This is a genomic window from Delftia sp. ZNC0008 (genome assembly GCF_000799035.1).
GTDB lineage: Bacteria > Pseudomonadota > Gammaproteobacteria > Burkholderiales > Burkholderiaceae_C > Comamonas > Comamonas tsuruhatensis.
Genome location: NZ_JTKZ01000388.1, coordinates 22946 through 37855 on the forward strand (window position 1 = coordinate 22946; position 14910 = coordinate 37855).

13 protein-coding genes and 1 pseudogene are annotated in these 14910 nt (G+C 61.6%); 11 read left to right on the forward strand and 3 right to left on the reverse strand.

What is annotated here, in order from left to right; translation table 11 throughout:
- Nucleotides 1–62 precede the first annotated feature (62 nt).
- The 3 genes from L995_RS13040 to L995_RS13050 are packed head-to-tail and all read left to right on the forward strand — an operon-like array spanning nucleotide 63 to nucleotide 3449.
- Nucleotides 63–254, forward strand: a complete 192-nt coding sequence (locus L995_RS13040; RefSeq protein WP_043781792.1) for a hypothetical protein — start codon at nucleotides 63–65, stop codon at nucleotides 252–254.
- On the forward strand, nucleotides 251–2824 hold the full coding sequence (locus L995_RS13045) for a phage/plasmid primase, P4 family (RefSeq protein WP_082001542.1): 2574 nt from the start codon (nucleotides 251–253) through the stop codon (nucleotides 2822–2824). The genes L995_RS13040 and L995_RS13045 overlap by 4 nt, the downstream gene beginning before the upstream one ends.
- 10 nt (nucleotides 2825–2834) lie before the next feature.
- Nucleotides 2835–3449 (forward strand): hypothetical protein, encoded by a 615-nt coding sequence (locus L995_RS13050; protein WP_047472139.1) that lies wholly within the window; start codon nucleotides 2835–2837, stop codon nucleotides 3447–3449.
- Between the two features lie 1233 nt (nucleotides 3450–4682).
- Here L995_RS13050 and L995_RS13055 read toward each other — a convergent pair.
- The 3 genes from L995_RS13055 to L995_RS33065 all read right to left on the reverse strand — a co-directional run bounded on the left by L995_RS13055 (nucleotide 4683) and on the right by L995_RS33065 (nucleotide 5931).
- Nucleotides 4683–4883, reverse strand: a complete 201-nt coding sequence (locus L995_RS13055; protein ID WP_047472146.1) for a hypothetical protein — start codon at nucleotides 4881–4883, stop codon at nucleotides 4683–4685.
- 63 nt (nucleotides 4884–4946) lie between these two features.
- Nucleotides 4947–5234 (reverse strand): hypothetical protein, encoded by a 288-nt coding sequence (locus L995_RS33060; RefSeq protein ID WP_128422593.1) that lies wholly within the window; start codon nucleotides 5232–5234, stop codon nucleotides 4947–4949.
- Between the two features lie 322 nt (nucleotides 5235–5556).
- The gene (locus L995_RS33065) at nucleotides 5557–5931 is read right to left on the reverse strand and encodes a hypothetical protein (protein WP_231574419.1); all 375 of its coding nucleotides are present in this window, start codon (nucleotides 5929–5931) and stop codon (nucleotides 5557–5559) included.
- Between the two features lie 1395 nt (nucleotides 5932–7326).
- Between L995_RS33065 and L995_RS13060 the strand changes: the two genes are divergently transcribed.
- From L995_RS13060 to L995_RS13090, 8 genes and pseudogenes are all read left to right on the forward strand, one after another.
- Nucleotides 7327–7812 carry a DUF1441 family protein gene (locus L995_RS13060; protein WP_047472140.1) on the forward strand — a complete coding sequence of 162 codons (486 nt, stop codon included), beginning with the start codon at nucleotides 7327–7329 and terminating at the stop codon, nucleotides 7810–7812.
- Complete coding sequence (locus L995_RS13065; RefSeq protein WP_052195795.1) at nucleotides 7809–10055, forward strand: phage terminase large subunit family protein; 2247 nt, start codon at nucleotides 7809–7811, stop codon at nucleotides 10053–10055. Before L995_RS13060 ends, L995_RS13065 begins: the two co-directional genes overlap by 4 nt.
- 437 nt (nucleotides 10056–10492) lie before the next feature.
- The gene (locus L995_RS13070; protein WP_047472142.1) at nucleotides 10493–10735 is read left to right on the forward strand and encodes a phage head-tail joining protein; all 243 of its coding nucleotides are present in this window, start codon (nucleotides 10493–10495) and stop codon (nucleotides 10733–10735) included.
- Entirely contained in the window at nucleotides 10735–12483 is a 1749-nt protein-coding gene (locus L995_RS13075) for a phage portal protein (RefSeq protein WP_082001543.1), read from the forward strand. Before L995_RS13070 ends, L995_RS13075 begins: the two co-directional genes overlap by 1 nt.
- Nucleotides 12484–12973: 490 nt before the next feature.
- Nucleotides 12974–13246, forward strand: coding sequence for a capsid cement protein (locus L995_RS34340; RefSeq protein WP_231574420.1), 273 nt, complete (start codon nucleotides 12974–12976; stop codon nucleotides 13244–13246).
- A 5-nt stretch (nucleotides 13247–13251) separates the two neighbouring features.
- Entirely contained in the window at nucleotides 13252–13782 is a 531-nt protein-coding gene (locus L995_RS13085; protein ID WP_047472143.1) for a hypothetical protein, read from the forward strand.
- A gap of 76 nt (nucleotides 13783–13858) precedes the next feature.
- Nucleotides 13859–14623 carry a hypothetical protein gene (locus tag L995_RS33070; protein ID WP_156136062.1) on the forward strand — a complete coding sequence of 255 codons (765 nt, stop codon included), beginning with the start codon at nucleotides 13859–13861 and terminating at the stop codon, nucleotides 14621–14623.
- A pseudogene (locus L995_RS13090) lies at nucleotides 14620–14910 on the forward strand (hypothetical protein); the annotation flags it as partial. The gene L995_RS33070 and the pseudogene L995_RS13090, both read left to right, overlap by 4 nt.

The window sequence follows — 14910 nt, forward strand, 5'->3', positions numbered from 1 at the left end:
TGGCTGGCGCTCTACTTCCCGGCCCCTGCCCACGGGGTGTTCGCAGAACAGGTCGCCAGCCTATGTCTTCGCCCGTCACCCGTCGTCTGCTCGCGCAGGCGGTTCAAGATCTCGTCAAGACCAACGCACCAACGGCCGAGCACTATGCCGCCGTCACTGAAGCGCTGGCGGCCTGCGCCACCGAGGACATCGGCCACCCTGTGCGCTGCGCCTTCATCGGCTCTGCCAAGAAACCCGCGAGCCAGCCTGCATGACTTTCTCCCCTCCCGATATCCCCCAGGTGCTGCGCGAGCGCAAGCAGTGGCTCGTTTGGCGCCTGGTCAAGAAGCCCGACGAGCCCAAGCCCCGCAAGGTCCCTTTCTACGCCAACGGCGCGCCCCGCAACGGAGAGCAGGGCACGGTCGAGGATCTGGCCCAGCTCACGACGTTTGACGCTGCAGTGCATGCCGTGCGCGAGCGCGGCTACACCGGCCTGGGCTTCGCGCCCATCGCCAACGGCGGCATCGTCGCCCTGGACTTCGACGGCTGTGTGTCCGGCGGCCAGATCACCGACGCGCGCATCGAGGCCCTGATCTCGGACACCTACGCTGAGTTCTCGCCCTCCGGCACTGGGCTGCGCGCCTTTTACCTGGGCGCCATGGCCAGCCGCAAGGACAACGCCCACAAGTCCAAACGCGTCGGCGGGCAGGCTGGCGCGGCGCGCCTCGACGGCCTTTTCGACATCGAGTTCTTCGGTCACAACGGCTTCGTGACCGTCACCGGCGAGGCCACGCCAGACACACATCTGTGGGGCCTGCAGGACACCGTCGCCCCGGTATCGCCCGGCGTGCAAAAGCTCTACGCCCAGCGCTTCGGCGACACAGGCCCGCTGCCCGTGCCGGGCGCCTTGACGGTCACCGGCGAAGCCAACCTGGCCGCCCTGGGCCCGGAAAAGTTGGGCTGGACCATGGACCAGGCGCGCGAGTATCTGTTCGACTGCAAAGCCAGCGTCTCGCGCGCCGAGTGGCTGAATGCGCTGATGGCGCTGCACCACGAGTTCGATGGTTCAGAAGACGCGCTGGACCTGGCTGACGAGTGGAGTGCCACCGGCGACAGCTACGCCGGCCGCAAGGACGTGGAAGGCCGCTGGGACTCTTTCGGCCGAGACCGTGGCGGCCCGCCAATCACCGGCCGGTGGCTGCTGTCCTGGCGCCGCGACCAGATGGCGGCGAGCAACGACGAGCGCATGCGCGGCGCGCTGGCCGAGATGCAGAGGCTGCTCAAAGAGGCCCCGGACATGCTCACACTGCAGACGCGTGTCATGCCGGACGTGTCCCGCCTGCTGCTCGAGTTCCCCATCTTGGAGATCGAGGCCTACAGCCTGGTGTCCGGCCGCGCCAAGGAATTCGGCCTGGCCATCAACAAGACCGAGTTCAAGAAGCTCATCAAGGTGGAGCGCCCGCCGGCCGCAGCCGCTGTCGCGCCGCTGACCGAGTTTGGCAACACCGAGCGCATGCTGGCGCGCTACGGCGACAGCCTGATGTTCTGCCCGGACACCGCCACCTGGTACGTCTGGACGGGCGTGTACTGGCGTACAGCCATGGGCGGTAACACCGAGGTTGCGCACTACGCCAAGGAGACCATCAAGGATCTGCCCAGCGAGGCGGCCAGTCACGCCGACCCGGGCGAGTTCTTCGCCTTCTGCAGCCTGAGCCAGCGCGCCGCCATGGTGGCGGCCATGGTCAAGCTGGCCGAGAGCGACCCGCGCGTCTGCGTGCCGTCCTCGGAGCTGGACAAGCACAGGCACCTGCTGGGCGTAAAAAACGGCGTGGTCGACCTGCGCACCGGCGCGCTGATGCCGGCCTCGCCCGACCTGCGCATCACCTTGTCTGCCGGCTGCGAGTACAACCCCGGGGCGAAGTGCCCGCTTTTCGAGCAGACCCTACGCGACGTGTTCTTCGACGACCTGGAAATGGTCGAGTACGTCGCGCGCACGTTCGGCTACGCGCTGCAGGGCCAGCCGCGCGAGGACATGATGTTCATTGCCTTCGGCAACGGCGCCAACGGCAAGAGCACGATCTTCAACGCAGTGCGCAAGGTCTTCGGCGGCTACGCGCGCTCGGCCGACGCCGCCTCGTTTATCAGCGACGCCATGGGCGGCAACGCCGGTGGGCCGCGGGAAGACCTGCTGCGCCTGCGCGGCGCGCGGTTCGTGTACGTCAACGAGCCTGACGAGGGCGGCGAGCTGCGGGAAGGTGCCGTCAAGGCCATGACTGGCGGCGACGCGATCACGGCGCGCGGCATCCAGGCCAAGCACTCGATCGAGATCGAGCCCACGTGGACCGTGTACATGCCCACGAACCACAAGCCCATCATCAAGGGCACCGACAACGGCATCTGGCGGCGCATGGGTCTGCTGCCCTTCGAGCGCGACTTCCGCAACGACCCCCACATCGTCAAGGACGACCAGCGGCGCGAGAAGCTGGAGGCCGAGCTGCCCGGCATCTTGGCCCTGATCGTGCGCGCCGGTATGCGCTATCGCCAATCAGGCCTGAATCCCCCGGCCAAGGTGCTGGCCGCCAGCGCCGACTACCGCAAGGACATGGACCTGCTGGGCGAGTGGATCGAAGAGTGCTGCGAGATCGACGAGAACCTGCACACCAAGGTCTCGGACCTGTGGGAGTCGTGGGAGACCTACGCGCGCCGGCGCGGCCTTGTCCGCTTCATTAGCTCGTCCAAGGCGCTCGGCCGCCGCCTCGACTCCCGCTTCCCCTCGGACAAAGGATCCAAGGGCGTGCGCATCCGCCGCGGCATTGGCCTGCGCGATATCGCCGACGTTTTCTGAAAGACACCTCATGGACCGACAAAACACCACCCTCGACGACATCGCCTCGGTCATCGGCTTCAGCGCGACGCTGCGCCTGTCGGCCTGGTACGGCAACGGCAACAACCTCTATGTGCCCACCACGGTGGAAGAGGGGCAGGTGCTGGTGCTGCTCATCGGGCGCAGCGCAGCCGAGCGTCTGTCTCAAGAGTTCGGCGGGGATCACCTGGCCGTGCCACGCATCGTCTCCTACGACGAGGATTGCCGCCGTCAGCGGGTGGCCACGATGCTGTCCCGAGGGTTCAGCACCCGCGAGGTCAGCCGCATCGAGCGTGTCAGCGAGCGGCGTATCCAGCAGATCTGCCGGGAGCTGGAGCAGGTGGGCATCATCGCGCCTCTGGGCCCATCGGCAGAGAACGATTGTTGGGCGCCGCCGGGGGCGCTTCAGGAAAAAGCAGAGGGGGAATTTTCCAGAAAAAAGCCCCTCGGGAAAAGGGCATCGGAAAAATGCCAGGAAAAAGGCCCCCAGAAAAAGCGGGGTGTCAAAAGTCAGACCTCTGTCATCACTGACATCGAGACCGCGAAAGAGGCTCCAGCCTCAACGGTAATTGGTGCGATGGTTCTGCAACTGCACGAACCGGCTTGACCGACAGAGCGTCTGAAGGGGCGCACACATTTCTCTCCAGAGGTGTGCTTAGCGCACGAAAATGTTCGGCAGCTTTCAGGCTGCCGATTTCATTCCTGTCATGCTCAATGGGTCGCCGGGAAGTCATCCGGCAGTAAGTGCGCATCCACCGAGGCAGCAGCATCCAGTACGGCCGATCGGTCACATTCGTTGGCCGCAGCCCACGTCCCCACAGCCTCTTGCAGCAGGGCAACCAACGGACCCATAGTCTCTCCTCGTTGAGCTCCGTACTCGTGCAGCGCACGCCGGCCGATCACAAGCAGGCAGCCCGCCGCAAGCACTTGGGGGGTGTGATTTGCCAAGGGCGTTTGTATAGGGAAGGGGTCCGCCTGGGGTGTCGTTGTCATAACTGAAGCTCCTATGGATGCTGTGTGCTGTACGAATATACAGTAGTTATGCGAAACCTGTACAGGGGTTTTCTCGTCCGGTGCTGCGTCTGCGTACGTGAGCAGCACCAGGGTGTTCCCACCCAAGTGGCCACCCAAAACCTAGCATTCATGCGGGTTGCCGCAGGATTGCTAGTGCGCAGCAGGCCACCCCAATACCTGTTTGGCCCCGTGGGCAGCACTAGGCGGCCTGATTTCAAATTTGAACGGGCGACCCCTCCCACCCCCCAGGTCTGATTTCAAATTTGAACGGGCGACCCCTCCCACCCCGGGGTGTGCTTCAGTACAGGCCTTAGAAAGGGTTTTACCCGTGGGATTGGGCCCACTCTGCGGGTCAAAAAACTGACGCAAGACGTCGAGCCTATAAAGTGCGGGCCAGGAATTTCGATCTGCATAGGCCCAGTAGCCGACCTAGGAGACCGGCCGGTTTGGTCACTGGAGTGCTTGCATGTCGGGCAGTGGGCCTCGCCAATACTGCAGCCCATCGCGCTTTTTCAGCGCCCTTGGCAAGCCAAGCGGCGCGTTCTTCCATGGCCTTGTTTGCTGCAGTTTCGGTTTTCATCTCGCGCGCCCGCCAGGTCTTGTTGCTATGCAGCTAGTATAGCAAACGCGAAATGAAGATGCTATGCAAAAATTTCGCAAAAAGCGATATGCGATCTATGTGGGCTGCCATGACGCAAAAAAGCCCCGTTGTGCGGGGCTTGTGTGTGGAGAGGGAGGGCGGCTCTGTTGGCCGATGGCGCGGGCCGGCTTGGTGTTGTCGCTGGTGCTCGGCGGAGGGTGGAGGTCCGCCGGGATGAGTCTCGCGCTACTCGCGGCCCAGCTCGGTCAGCGTGTCCTGCAGTATCTTGATCAACTGCCCAACGTCCTCTGGCGGCATCTCAACCCACGTGGTCGTGACGGGCAGGCCAGCGGATGTCTTGGCTGTGTGCTTGATCCCGATGAGCGTCTTGCCGTGCTCAACGCGAGTGCGAACGCTGGTGAACTGGAGCAGGGGTGCAGGAGTCATACCCCTATAGTGCATGAAAAAAGCCCGCACAAGGCGGGCTTCGTCGGGCCATTCGGACTGCGGTCAGTGCGTGGGCGGCGCCAGGCGGTGAATGAACGATATGAGAGACGACTCGTCGATACCAAGCGATGCGAGCTTCCGCTTGTGGTTGGCAATACGCGCTGGGTGGCCATTGCACAGGCCGTTGGTCGAACACACATATTCTTCGGCGAGGGTGCAGATCTGCCGGACGTGCCATTCAATGGCTTCCATAGGATCTGCAGGAGGCGTCAAGCGGGCGCGCTTAGGAGTGACGGAAACGTAGATGGATGCGGTATCGGTGGATACGCGGAGGGCTGCAGAACGTGCCATGGTGAGTGCTCCTGTTCAAGACTTACAAGGCCTTGCTCAAGCGTTATCACGCGCAGGAACAAGGCGGCCGGGAGGTTGATAACCTAGGAACAGCTAGGCGGACTTCTTTCCCCTTGCGGGGTGTTGTATCCGTCGCCCTCCCGGCCATAAATCAATCTGGCACAGGCGCAAAAAAGCCGCATTGCTATCGGGTGCGGCCATCCACTGTTCTCTAGGAGTTATCACGCTCCACCCCTTTCGGAGTGACGTCAGTATATCCCGAAGATTTTCCCGTTTGCAAGCACTTTTTGTAGTGTAGCAGAAATTTAGCAAATTGGATGTTTTAATCAGGACCACGAGTAAACAAAATGCGTTGCTCGGCAAGGTCGAACGCGCACCAGGCGAATTTCGATCCCGTATACCCCCCGTAACTATTTTTGGCGTTAACGAGTCCTGAATACGCTATCGCTGCGTGCCAGGTTGGATAATCAAGTGCAGGAGCCGCATTGGCGGAGCGCGTAAACGCATCAAATTTTGCTGAGTCAGGGTCTTTTAACTTTGTGCGGATTGCTGCCTGACAGGCCGCATAGTTCCGCGCCAGTGTTGCCTCACTAGGAGGCGTGATGGGCCCGTTTTCATCAATAACTTTTTGAACACGGAGTTTGCTAAGCGCGATTTCCTTACTCAATTTGGCCGACGCTTTATCAGAATCAGCCAAGCGCCTATCGAAGCAGTCGCTCCGATATCTGTTTTCAGCAATCTCACAGCCATTAGAAGCTTTGATGTCTACAGCCTTTGCGTCTGGGGCGCATGGCGTCTGACTGTATGTGTTGCCGCATTTGTAGACCGGTTGTGCATGGACACTAAAAAATGCCGATGTCAAGATGGTAATTAGAGCTGCGTAGCCCCGCATGTATCGATCCCTTAAATAAATTTAAACACCGAATAGACAAGGGTAGCAACTGCGATAGCCGCTAAGGTCGCCCATAATCTTCTGCGTTCTCGCTGCTTAATTTGTGTACGTATTGCACTCAATTCAGCAATGCGCATACTGTTGTATTTGCCATAAACAATTCCACAATTTCCGCAAACAGAGCCCTCTTTTATTCGGGGCCATGCGCATTTCGGACATTTGGGTGTTGTCGCCTCTGTATCTAATTCTTCGATGTGTGAATGCCGTGCAACGGCATCTCGGCTCACTGGATCTCGTGCTGTAGCATCTTTTAGAAGATCCTGCAGCGTGGTGTCTGGAATATCCTGTCGCTCGGAGTTTTTGCGAATTGCGTCGCACACCGCTTCTAGAGGGCTAATATCCACGCTGCTTATTTGACTCTGCGGACTCTCTTCGCCCCGTGAGTCAATCTCCGAGCGTTTGAATTGCGGGGGCGCATAAACTGCACTCCCATACCCACATTTGCACCGCTGTAAAGCGCTGTCCCCTAGCCGGTACAGCGTAAACCTATCACAAGCTTTGCAGTACGAACCCGCCATGTGCGTACTGTATCAGGGTTCATCGGCGGCCTGCCTGCGCCATCTGCACAGCACTGGGCACTGGCGTCCCATCAACATGTTGTGATCAGGCTACGTGCCTGGTGGCGTAGCACCCCCGCCTCGTAGGTGGGTGGCATGTGTGGCGTTTGATCAGCAGCCATCAGAGCCGATGGGCCGTGCTCGTCAGGAGCAACTAGCTAATGCCACACATGCCGCCTGCTTTTAAGCCGTGTTCTGCGCGGCTGCCGGGCGCGGGGGACCCTGACGATAAATTTAAGCGCCGCGGGTCTCATTGAGCCCGGGTAAAACCTGGCCCGAAAATTTTAAAATTGGCTTGCGTCACTTCGCAAAAGCTAAAAATCAGCGCAGTTTGCTTATTTTTTAAGCAAAAAACCTAAAAAGGGTGGCGTAGGTGGCGTTTAAATGGGGTTTTAGAATTGATCTCGTCTGCGCGGGGTATGACCAATTTAAAACAGCCCTTCAAACGCCACACATGCCACCCGCTTAAAATTTAAGCAATTTTGGAACCGGCCGCCGAACCGGCAGCGCGGCGCCGCACCCCCTGGAAAACGAATGGCGTCGGGGCTTGTGTCGCAAACGCGAAAAATGGACAATCTGCGAAATGCATGCAGATTTCGACCTTGGCGCGGATGGGATAACGGAGTTGCCTCCGGGCTTTCGCCGCGGGCCGTACATCCCGCGCGGTGGCCGGGCTCCGGGCTACTCGCCGAAAAAGGCGACCGAGATGGCCCGCCGTATCGAGGCCGGGGAAGACGTAGGGGATGAAGACCTCGAGTCCGCAGATGGACAGTTGAGCCTCACCACGCGTCACCTGCTGGCGAAAGCCCGCAAAGAAGCGGCACTCGCAGGCCTCAACGAACTGCAGCTGAAGGTCAAGACAGGCGAGTACCTACCGCGCACCGCTTACCGCGAGGCCACGGCCACACTGGTTGCATCCCTGTCGCAGGGGCTTCGGTCGCTACCCGACACGCTGGAGCGCAAATTCGGCCTGGCGCCCGAGGTGCTGCAGGACATCGAGGTGGCGATTGATGAAGCCTTGAACCACATCGCCGACGAGCTGGCGCTGTTCACAGAGGCAAAGCCGTGAGCGACCACTACGCCCAGGCACTGTCGGACGCGTGCAGCGGCTTCGAGGCCTTGAGGCCCCCCAACCGGATGCGTGTCAGCGAGGGGATCGCCGACACACTGGTGATCCAGCAGCCCGGCTCGCCAAAGACCTCTTGGTCTCCTGCCGAAACCCCGTACATGGTCGAGCCTGCAGACGCCTTGGCCAGCCGCAGGCATGAAGCCGTGGTGTTCGTAGGCCCGGCCCGAACGGGCAAGACTGCGTCGCTGCTGCTCGGATGGATGGCACACACCGTGGTGAACGACCCAGGGGACATGCTGTTCGTGCAGATGTCCAAGGACAAGGCCCGAGAGTTTTCCAAGACTGACGTGGACCGCGCTATCCGGTACTCGCCCAAGGTCCAGGCCATGAAATCCGACAGGGCGGTGGACAGCAACACCTTCGACACGATGTTTCGGCATGGCATGTGGGTGCGTATCGCCTGGCCGACCGTGGGCAACGTCTCAGGCTCGACCTATCGGTACGTTGCAATCACGGATATCGACCGGATCGAAAATGCGGAGAACGTGGACGGGGAGGGCCCGCTGTTCGACTTGGCCAAGAAGCGCACCACGACGTTTCTCTCGCGCGGCATGACGCTGGTGGAATCCAGCCCGGGCTACCCACTGGAAGATCCGTCTTGGCAACCGGCAACGCCGCACGAGGCGCCTCCCACTGGCGGGATTCTGTCGCTCTACAACCGCTCCGATCGCCGACGGTTCTACTGGCGCTGCCTGGATTGCCGCGCCTGGTTTGAAGCAGCCCCCGGCCTTTCGTTGTTCAAACGCTTGCCGACCATCAAGCAGCTGCTCGAAGAGATCCGCACGATGGATATCCCGACGATGGCGAAACACTACGGGCAGGTGGTGTGCCCGTACTGCGGCAGCGAGCCCGGGCATCAGATGAAGGGCGCACTCAACAAGGCCGGCATATGGGTTCCCGATGGCTGCAGCCTTTCGGACGAAGGGCATTTTGTCGGCAGCCCGCGCACGTCAACGATCAGGGGCTATTGGTTGGGGGGCGTAGCTGCGGCATACCAGTCCTGGGAATCGATCGTTGCGCAGCACCTGTACGGATTGCAGGATTACGCGCTGACGGGCAGCGAGCAAAAGCTGAAACAGACCACCAACACCGACCAGGGCATGCCGTACATCGAGCGTCGGCTCGTGGAGGCCCGAGGCAGCGGCACGACGCCGCGAGACAGGGCAGAAGTCGACCTAGAGCGGTTCATTGCTCCGCCGGCGGCGCGCTGCATCACGGCCTCGGTGGACGTGCAGGGCGGCCAAAACGCGCGATTTGATGTGCAGGTGCATGCTGTTGGACCTGGCGGCGAGCAGTGGGTCATCGATCGTTTCAAGATCACGGAGTCGAAGCGCCCGGGCATCGGGAAGAACGAGTTCGCACCGCTTGATCCAGCCTCGTACCCTGAAGACTGGGATCTGTTGACGGAAAAAGTGCTGTTGGGCACCTGGCGCACGACGACAAGGGACCTTGAGATGCACCCCATCGGCGTGATCGTCGACACCGGCGGCGAGGCCGGCCGTGTGATGGTGCAGGAGCAGGGCGGTAGCGGGAAGCAGAAGAAAGCGCGGGTGTACGAGGAAGGCAAGACGGGGGTCACCCACAACGCCTACGAGTGGTATCGACGCGTGCGGCAACTGGGCCTCGCCAAGCGGGCGTTCCTGTACAAGGGCGGCTCCACAAAGGACGCGCCTGACATGCGCGAGAACATGGTCGGAAAGAACGGAAAGAAGGGCCGCGATGATGTGCCGCTGCTGCTGTGCAACCCGAACAAGCTCTCCGACCAGGTGGACGCCGGCCTGCGCCGCCAGACGCCCGGGCCCGGCTACATCCACTTCCCGGCCCCCCGCCACCCAGACACCAACCCCGACGGCTGGGTTTCTGCAGCATTTTTTGACGAACTGGAGGCGGAAGTGCGCGGCAAGGACGGCACCTGGCGCAAGCTGCGTGCGCGCAACGAGACGTTCGACCATTGCCGCATGCAGCGCGCGCTGTTGCACCGCCTGGGCGTGTTTAAGGTCGAGGACTGGGCGCGCGTACCCGCGTGGCTGGCGCCGTTTGAGAAAAACGCCCTGGCTATCACGCGGCAGGATCGCCGTGAGGTCCAAGCCAACGAGATCGTCTCACAACCTAGCGCTGTGCCTTTGCCTGCGAGACCGCCGGCCAAACGCCGCGCGCGGCGGTCATCGGTAGCGGCCCTTTGATCTGGTAGGGTATTGTTTTAATTTCGCAAATGCGATATGATTTCAACCAGATCGCAGCACAGTACCGCAACTCGGCATGCCCGGGGAGAGCGGACCAGAAGGTCTTCAGGTTTGCCCAGGACTGATACGGCGCCTTGACGCCTCGGAAAGACGAGGACCACCAATCGAGTGCTTTCGCCGGGAGTCACCTCGATAGAGAGGAACGAGCCTACGACCAGACAAAGGCGGGTTGACCACCTGCACGAGCGAGGTCGCAAAACGGGGGTCACGAAAGTTCTCGATTGGTGGCGTTGCGCACACCGACAGATGTCTCCTTGGCTGCCACCACGGCCTTCACCCCGCTCCGGCGGGGTTTTCTTTTTGTTTCCGGCATTTTCGCAAAAGTCCGAAACTTAACCGCAGCAGCGTTTCGCAGGTGTTTGGCAAACTGCAGGACCATGAGCACCACCACCGAAGATGCCGCAACCCTGCGGGGCTACGTCAAGGCCTTGAACAAGGCCATTGCACGCGGCGCGCGCTCGGTCACGCTCGGCGGCCAGACCATCACGTACAACACGACGGAATCATTGATGAAGGCCCGCAATGACATGCAGGCCCAGCTCGCTGCAGCTGAGCGCGCGGCTTCGAGCCAGAAGGTGTCGCGACAGAACTATGCCGTGTACGGCGGTCGGGATTTCTGATGGCGCCGCGATTCACGGCAAACGGCAAGCGCATCGGCCGGCCGCCAAAAAATCCGCAAACAGCGCAGGCGGAACCGCCAGTGTCCGCCGAGGACGCGGCTATGGGTCGTGCCTTCCGGCAGTTCATGAATCGATACGACGCCGCAGGCCGTGGACGGCGCATGGCATCGTGGAATGCACCTTCCACCGGGCCGAACCAGGCCATCAACGCTGCGTTGCAGGTTTTGCGCGATCGCTCAAGCGACTCCGCGCGCAACGACTGGTCGAGCGAGTCGATCATCCAGAAATGGACGACGACTCTGGTCGGCATCGCCATCACCCCGCGCTTTCACCGGATCAAGTCCAAGGAGCGCAGGCAGGAGATCAACGACCTCTGGACGGACTTCGTTCGCCAAGCAGACGCTGACGGGGTGCTTGATGCCTATGGCATGCAGACCCTGGCGGTGCGCAGTTGGATCGAGAGGGGCGAGATGTTCGGCCGCCGTCGCTACCGGAAGGCCTCGGACGGTCTCGCCGTACCCATGCAGGTGCAGCTGCTGGAAGCCGACATGGTGCCGAACTTCGACGCGGACACCTACACCGGCCTGCCGGTCAACAACAAGATCCGTTCGGGCATCGAGTTCGACAACCGCGGCAAGAAGATTGCCTACTGGGTCTACAAAGAGCACCCAGGCGACGGCGTTTGGTCTGGCGCCGGCGGCACGCCTGACGCCACGGCCTTGGTGCGCGTTCCTGCAGAGGACATGTTCCACATGTTCGAGCCGAAGCGCATCGGCGCGCGCCGCGGGGTGCCGACGTTGGCGCCCATCTTGGCCAAGCAGCGCAACATCCTGGACTACGAGGACGCCACGCTGGAGCGGCAGAAGATTGCCAATCTCTTCGTGGCATTCATCAGCCGGTCATTGCCCTCGCTTGACCCCACCGACCCGAACCACCAGGCCTTGACAGGCCTGGAGTCGGAAATCGACGGTGAAGCGGCGCCGCTCCTGCCGATGAAGCCCGGGCTGATGCAGGAACTGGAGGACGGCCAGACGGTGGCGTTCGCCAAGCCGCCGGATGCAGGCACGTCGTACAGCGACTACATGCGCACCAGCCACCTGGGCACCACGGCCGGCACCGGCGTGCCCTACGAGCTGGCCGTGGGCGACATCGCCAATGTCAGCGACCGCACCTTGCGTGTCGTCATCAACGAATACCGCCGTTTTGCGTCGCAGCGCCAATGGCAGATCGTCATCCCACAGATGTGCCAGCGCGCAGTCGAGTGGTTCGCCGACGCGGCCCTCTTGGCGGGGAAAGTATCGCCGGAAGAGCGCGAGGCCATCGTGCGTGCTGAGCATGCACCCCACGGCTGGGAATACATCCACCCCGTGCAGGACGTGGAAGGCAAAGCCCTGGAGGTCAAGAACGGTTTCCGCAGCCGCTCCAGCGTGATCGGGGAGCAGGGCGACGACCCGGATGTGGTGGATCAGGAGCGCGCCGACGACGCTGAACGGGAGCGGGCGCTGGGCCTGCCAGTGTCAGGCGTCGCGGATGACACGTCCAGCACCGCAGCACCAGACCCAGCGGCAAACACCAACCGCGACGAGGTGGCACAAGCAGAACTGGAGCGCATCAAGCGGGTTGAAGCCCAGACGGACGCGCTTCGGGAAGCTGCTCGTGCGACCGCAGCGCGGGATCGTGCGCAGGCTCGACAGGATGAACTGCACCAGAGCGTGCTGGCGCTGTTGCGGGACCCTGAAAGTGTCTGATCACATCCTGACCGCCCTTGCCAAGTCGTTCGCAGACCTTCGGGACCGCGTGACTGCGCTGGCGCGTGAGCCGGGACCTGCCGGCAAAGACGGCGCGCCAGGCGCCACTGGCCCAGCCGGCAAAGACGGCGAGTCCGGACCTTCAGGTCCTGAAGGGCGCGCTGGTGTTGCTGGGGCTGATGGACGCCCAGGCCGCGACGGCAAGGACGGACGGCCGGGCGCCTCAGGTCCGACGGGCCCTGCCGGAAAAGACGGGGCGCCGGGCCCCATGGGGCCGATGCCGAAGCATGAATGGCGCGGAACGGAGCTGCGCTTTCAAAAAGACCCAGACACCTGGGGCAGGTGGGTCGATTTGCGTGGGCCGTCGGGCTCCGGCGCCGTAGCAGTCGTACACGCCGCAGATCCAACCCCGCCCGCCGCCACTTGGGTCCAGCGTACTGCTGGCTCCAGCCTGTCGGCCCTGCGGGCTGTGTATGAGCTGGACGGAGCAGTGCACGCGCTGAGCGCTGACGACGCGCTGCACATCGACCTGCTGCTGGGCATCACGCTGACTGCGGCCCAGGCCGGTGATCCCGTCAACGTCCAGCGACTGGGCGCCATCGAGGACGACAGCTGGAATTGGGTGCCCGGTCGTGTGTACCTCGGTGCCGAAGGGGCACTCACCCAGACACCGCCCACCAGCGGCTTTGATCTGCTCATCGGCGCAGCCACATCCGCCACGCGCATCACCCTGAACCTGCAAGACCCAATTTCACTGGAGTAAGCACCATGGCAACTCAACCCACCCAGGGCTTCTTGGCCCGCGTCTCGGGCAAGACCCGCCAACTGTTTGGCCTGACCGTTTCTGCTGGCGCTGCGGACGCTGGCAAGCTCGTGGCCACTGGATCGGACGGTCGGCTGGACACCTCACTGTTGCCCGCTGGCATCGGCGCCAACACGACCATCGCCCCGGCAAGCGAGGCGATCGGCGCGGGCAAGTTCGTGAATTTCCACGCCAACGCAGGCGCGCTGAGTGTCCGCTTGGCCGATAACAGCAATGGCCGCCAAGCTGACGGCTATGTGAAAGATGCCGTGGCCTCGGCCGGCAGTGCCACCGTCTACCCCCTGGACACCACGAACTCCGCGCTCACAGGCCTGACACCCGGCAGCCGGTACTGGCTGGGTACGGCAGGCGGCGTCATCACTGCGGCGCTCGACCCCACCGACACGGCCAACGCAAACAAGGTCTGCCAGGAACTGGGCACGGCCAAGAGCGCGACTGAATTGATCACCGATGATCTCGGTTTCGTGATCCTCTGAAATGAGTGTACGGCGGCCACTTGTCAGGGTCGGCGGGCGCATTCGGCAGCTGCCGACGGGCGACACGCTGCCCGGCGTGCGCGAGCTGCTCACCGCCGCGCGCACATACTACGTGCGCACTGATGGCAGCGACAGCAATACCGGGCTGAGCAATACTTCCGGCGGTGCTTTTGCGACGATTCAGAAGGCAGTTGATACAGCAGCATCGCTTGATTTAGGTTTGTATGACATTGTGATCAATGTCGGTATTGGCACATGGACGGCGCCCACTCTTCTTAGAACCCTCACAGGTGCAGGCAAGGTAACAATCAGAGGCATAAACAACAACACGACAGATACTGTAATAAGCACAAATTCTGCCGACTGTTTTGGAGGTGAATTTTTTGGTCGCTACCACTTTGAGTACTTGAAACTACAGACAACCACATCTGGCGCTTGTCTCTTTGTGCAAGGCTCCGGTATTTTGGTAACTTGGGCAAACATTAATTTTGGCCAAACCGCTGGCCAGCACTTGCTGGTTGCTAACGGTGCCCAAATTAAAGCAACAGGATCTTATCAGATCTCCGGTGGGGCAGCTTCGCACATCGCTACCTACGACGTATGCACGGCTTATTTTGTGGGGTATACAGTAACCATCACCAACACTCCAACGTTTTTGAATGCGTTTATAGTAGCCGAGAGAAACTGTAGTGTAATTTTCGTTCAAGCAACCTTTGCAGGTTCGGCGACTGGAATTCGTTACCGCAGTGCATTCAGCTCGAGCGTGGTAACAAATGGCGGAGAAAACTACCTCCCTGGAAATTCTGCAGGAGTCCGTGAAACGGGAGGGCAATACTCATGACCTCATATCAACTCACCGCAGAAGGCTACGTGGTGCGTGACGGCGATACGAAGGTACCAACCGTTGACACGCCGGATTTTCCCAATACAAATTCGGACTACTTTGAATATCGCGCGTGGCTTGCGGCCGGTGGTGTGCCGCTGCCTGCCGAACTGCCACCGGCAGCCGAGATCGCGGCGGGCCTGCGTCTGCCCCTGGCTGCAGAGTACCGCAAGAACATCCAGGTGATCGCCGCAGGCTACCCGCTGAGCGAGCGCGAGAGTTGGCCCGTGCAGACGGAGGAGGCG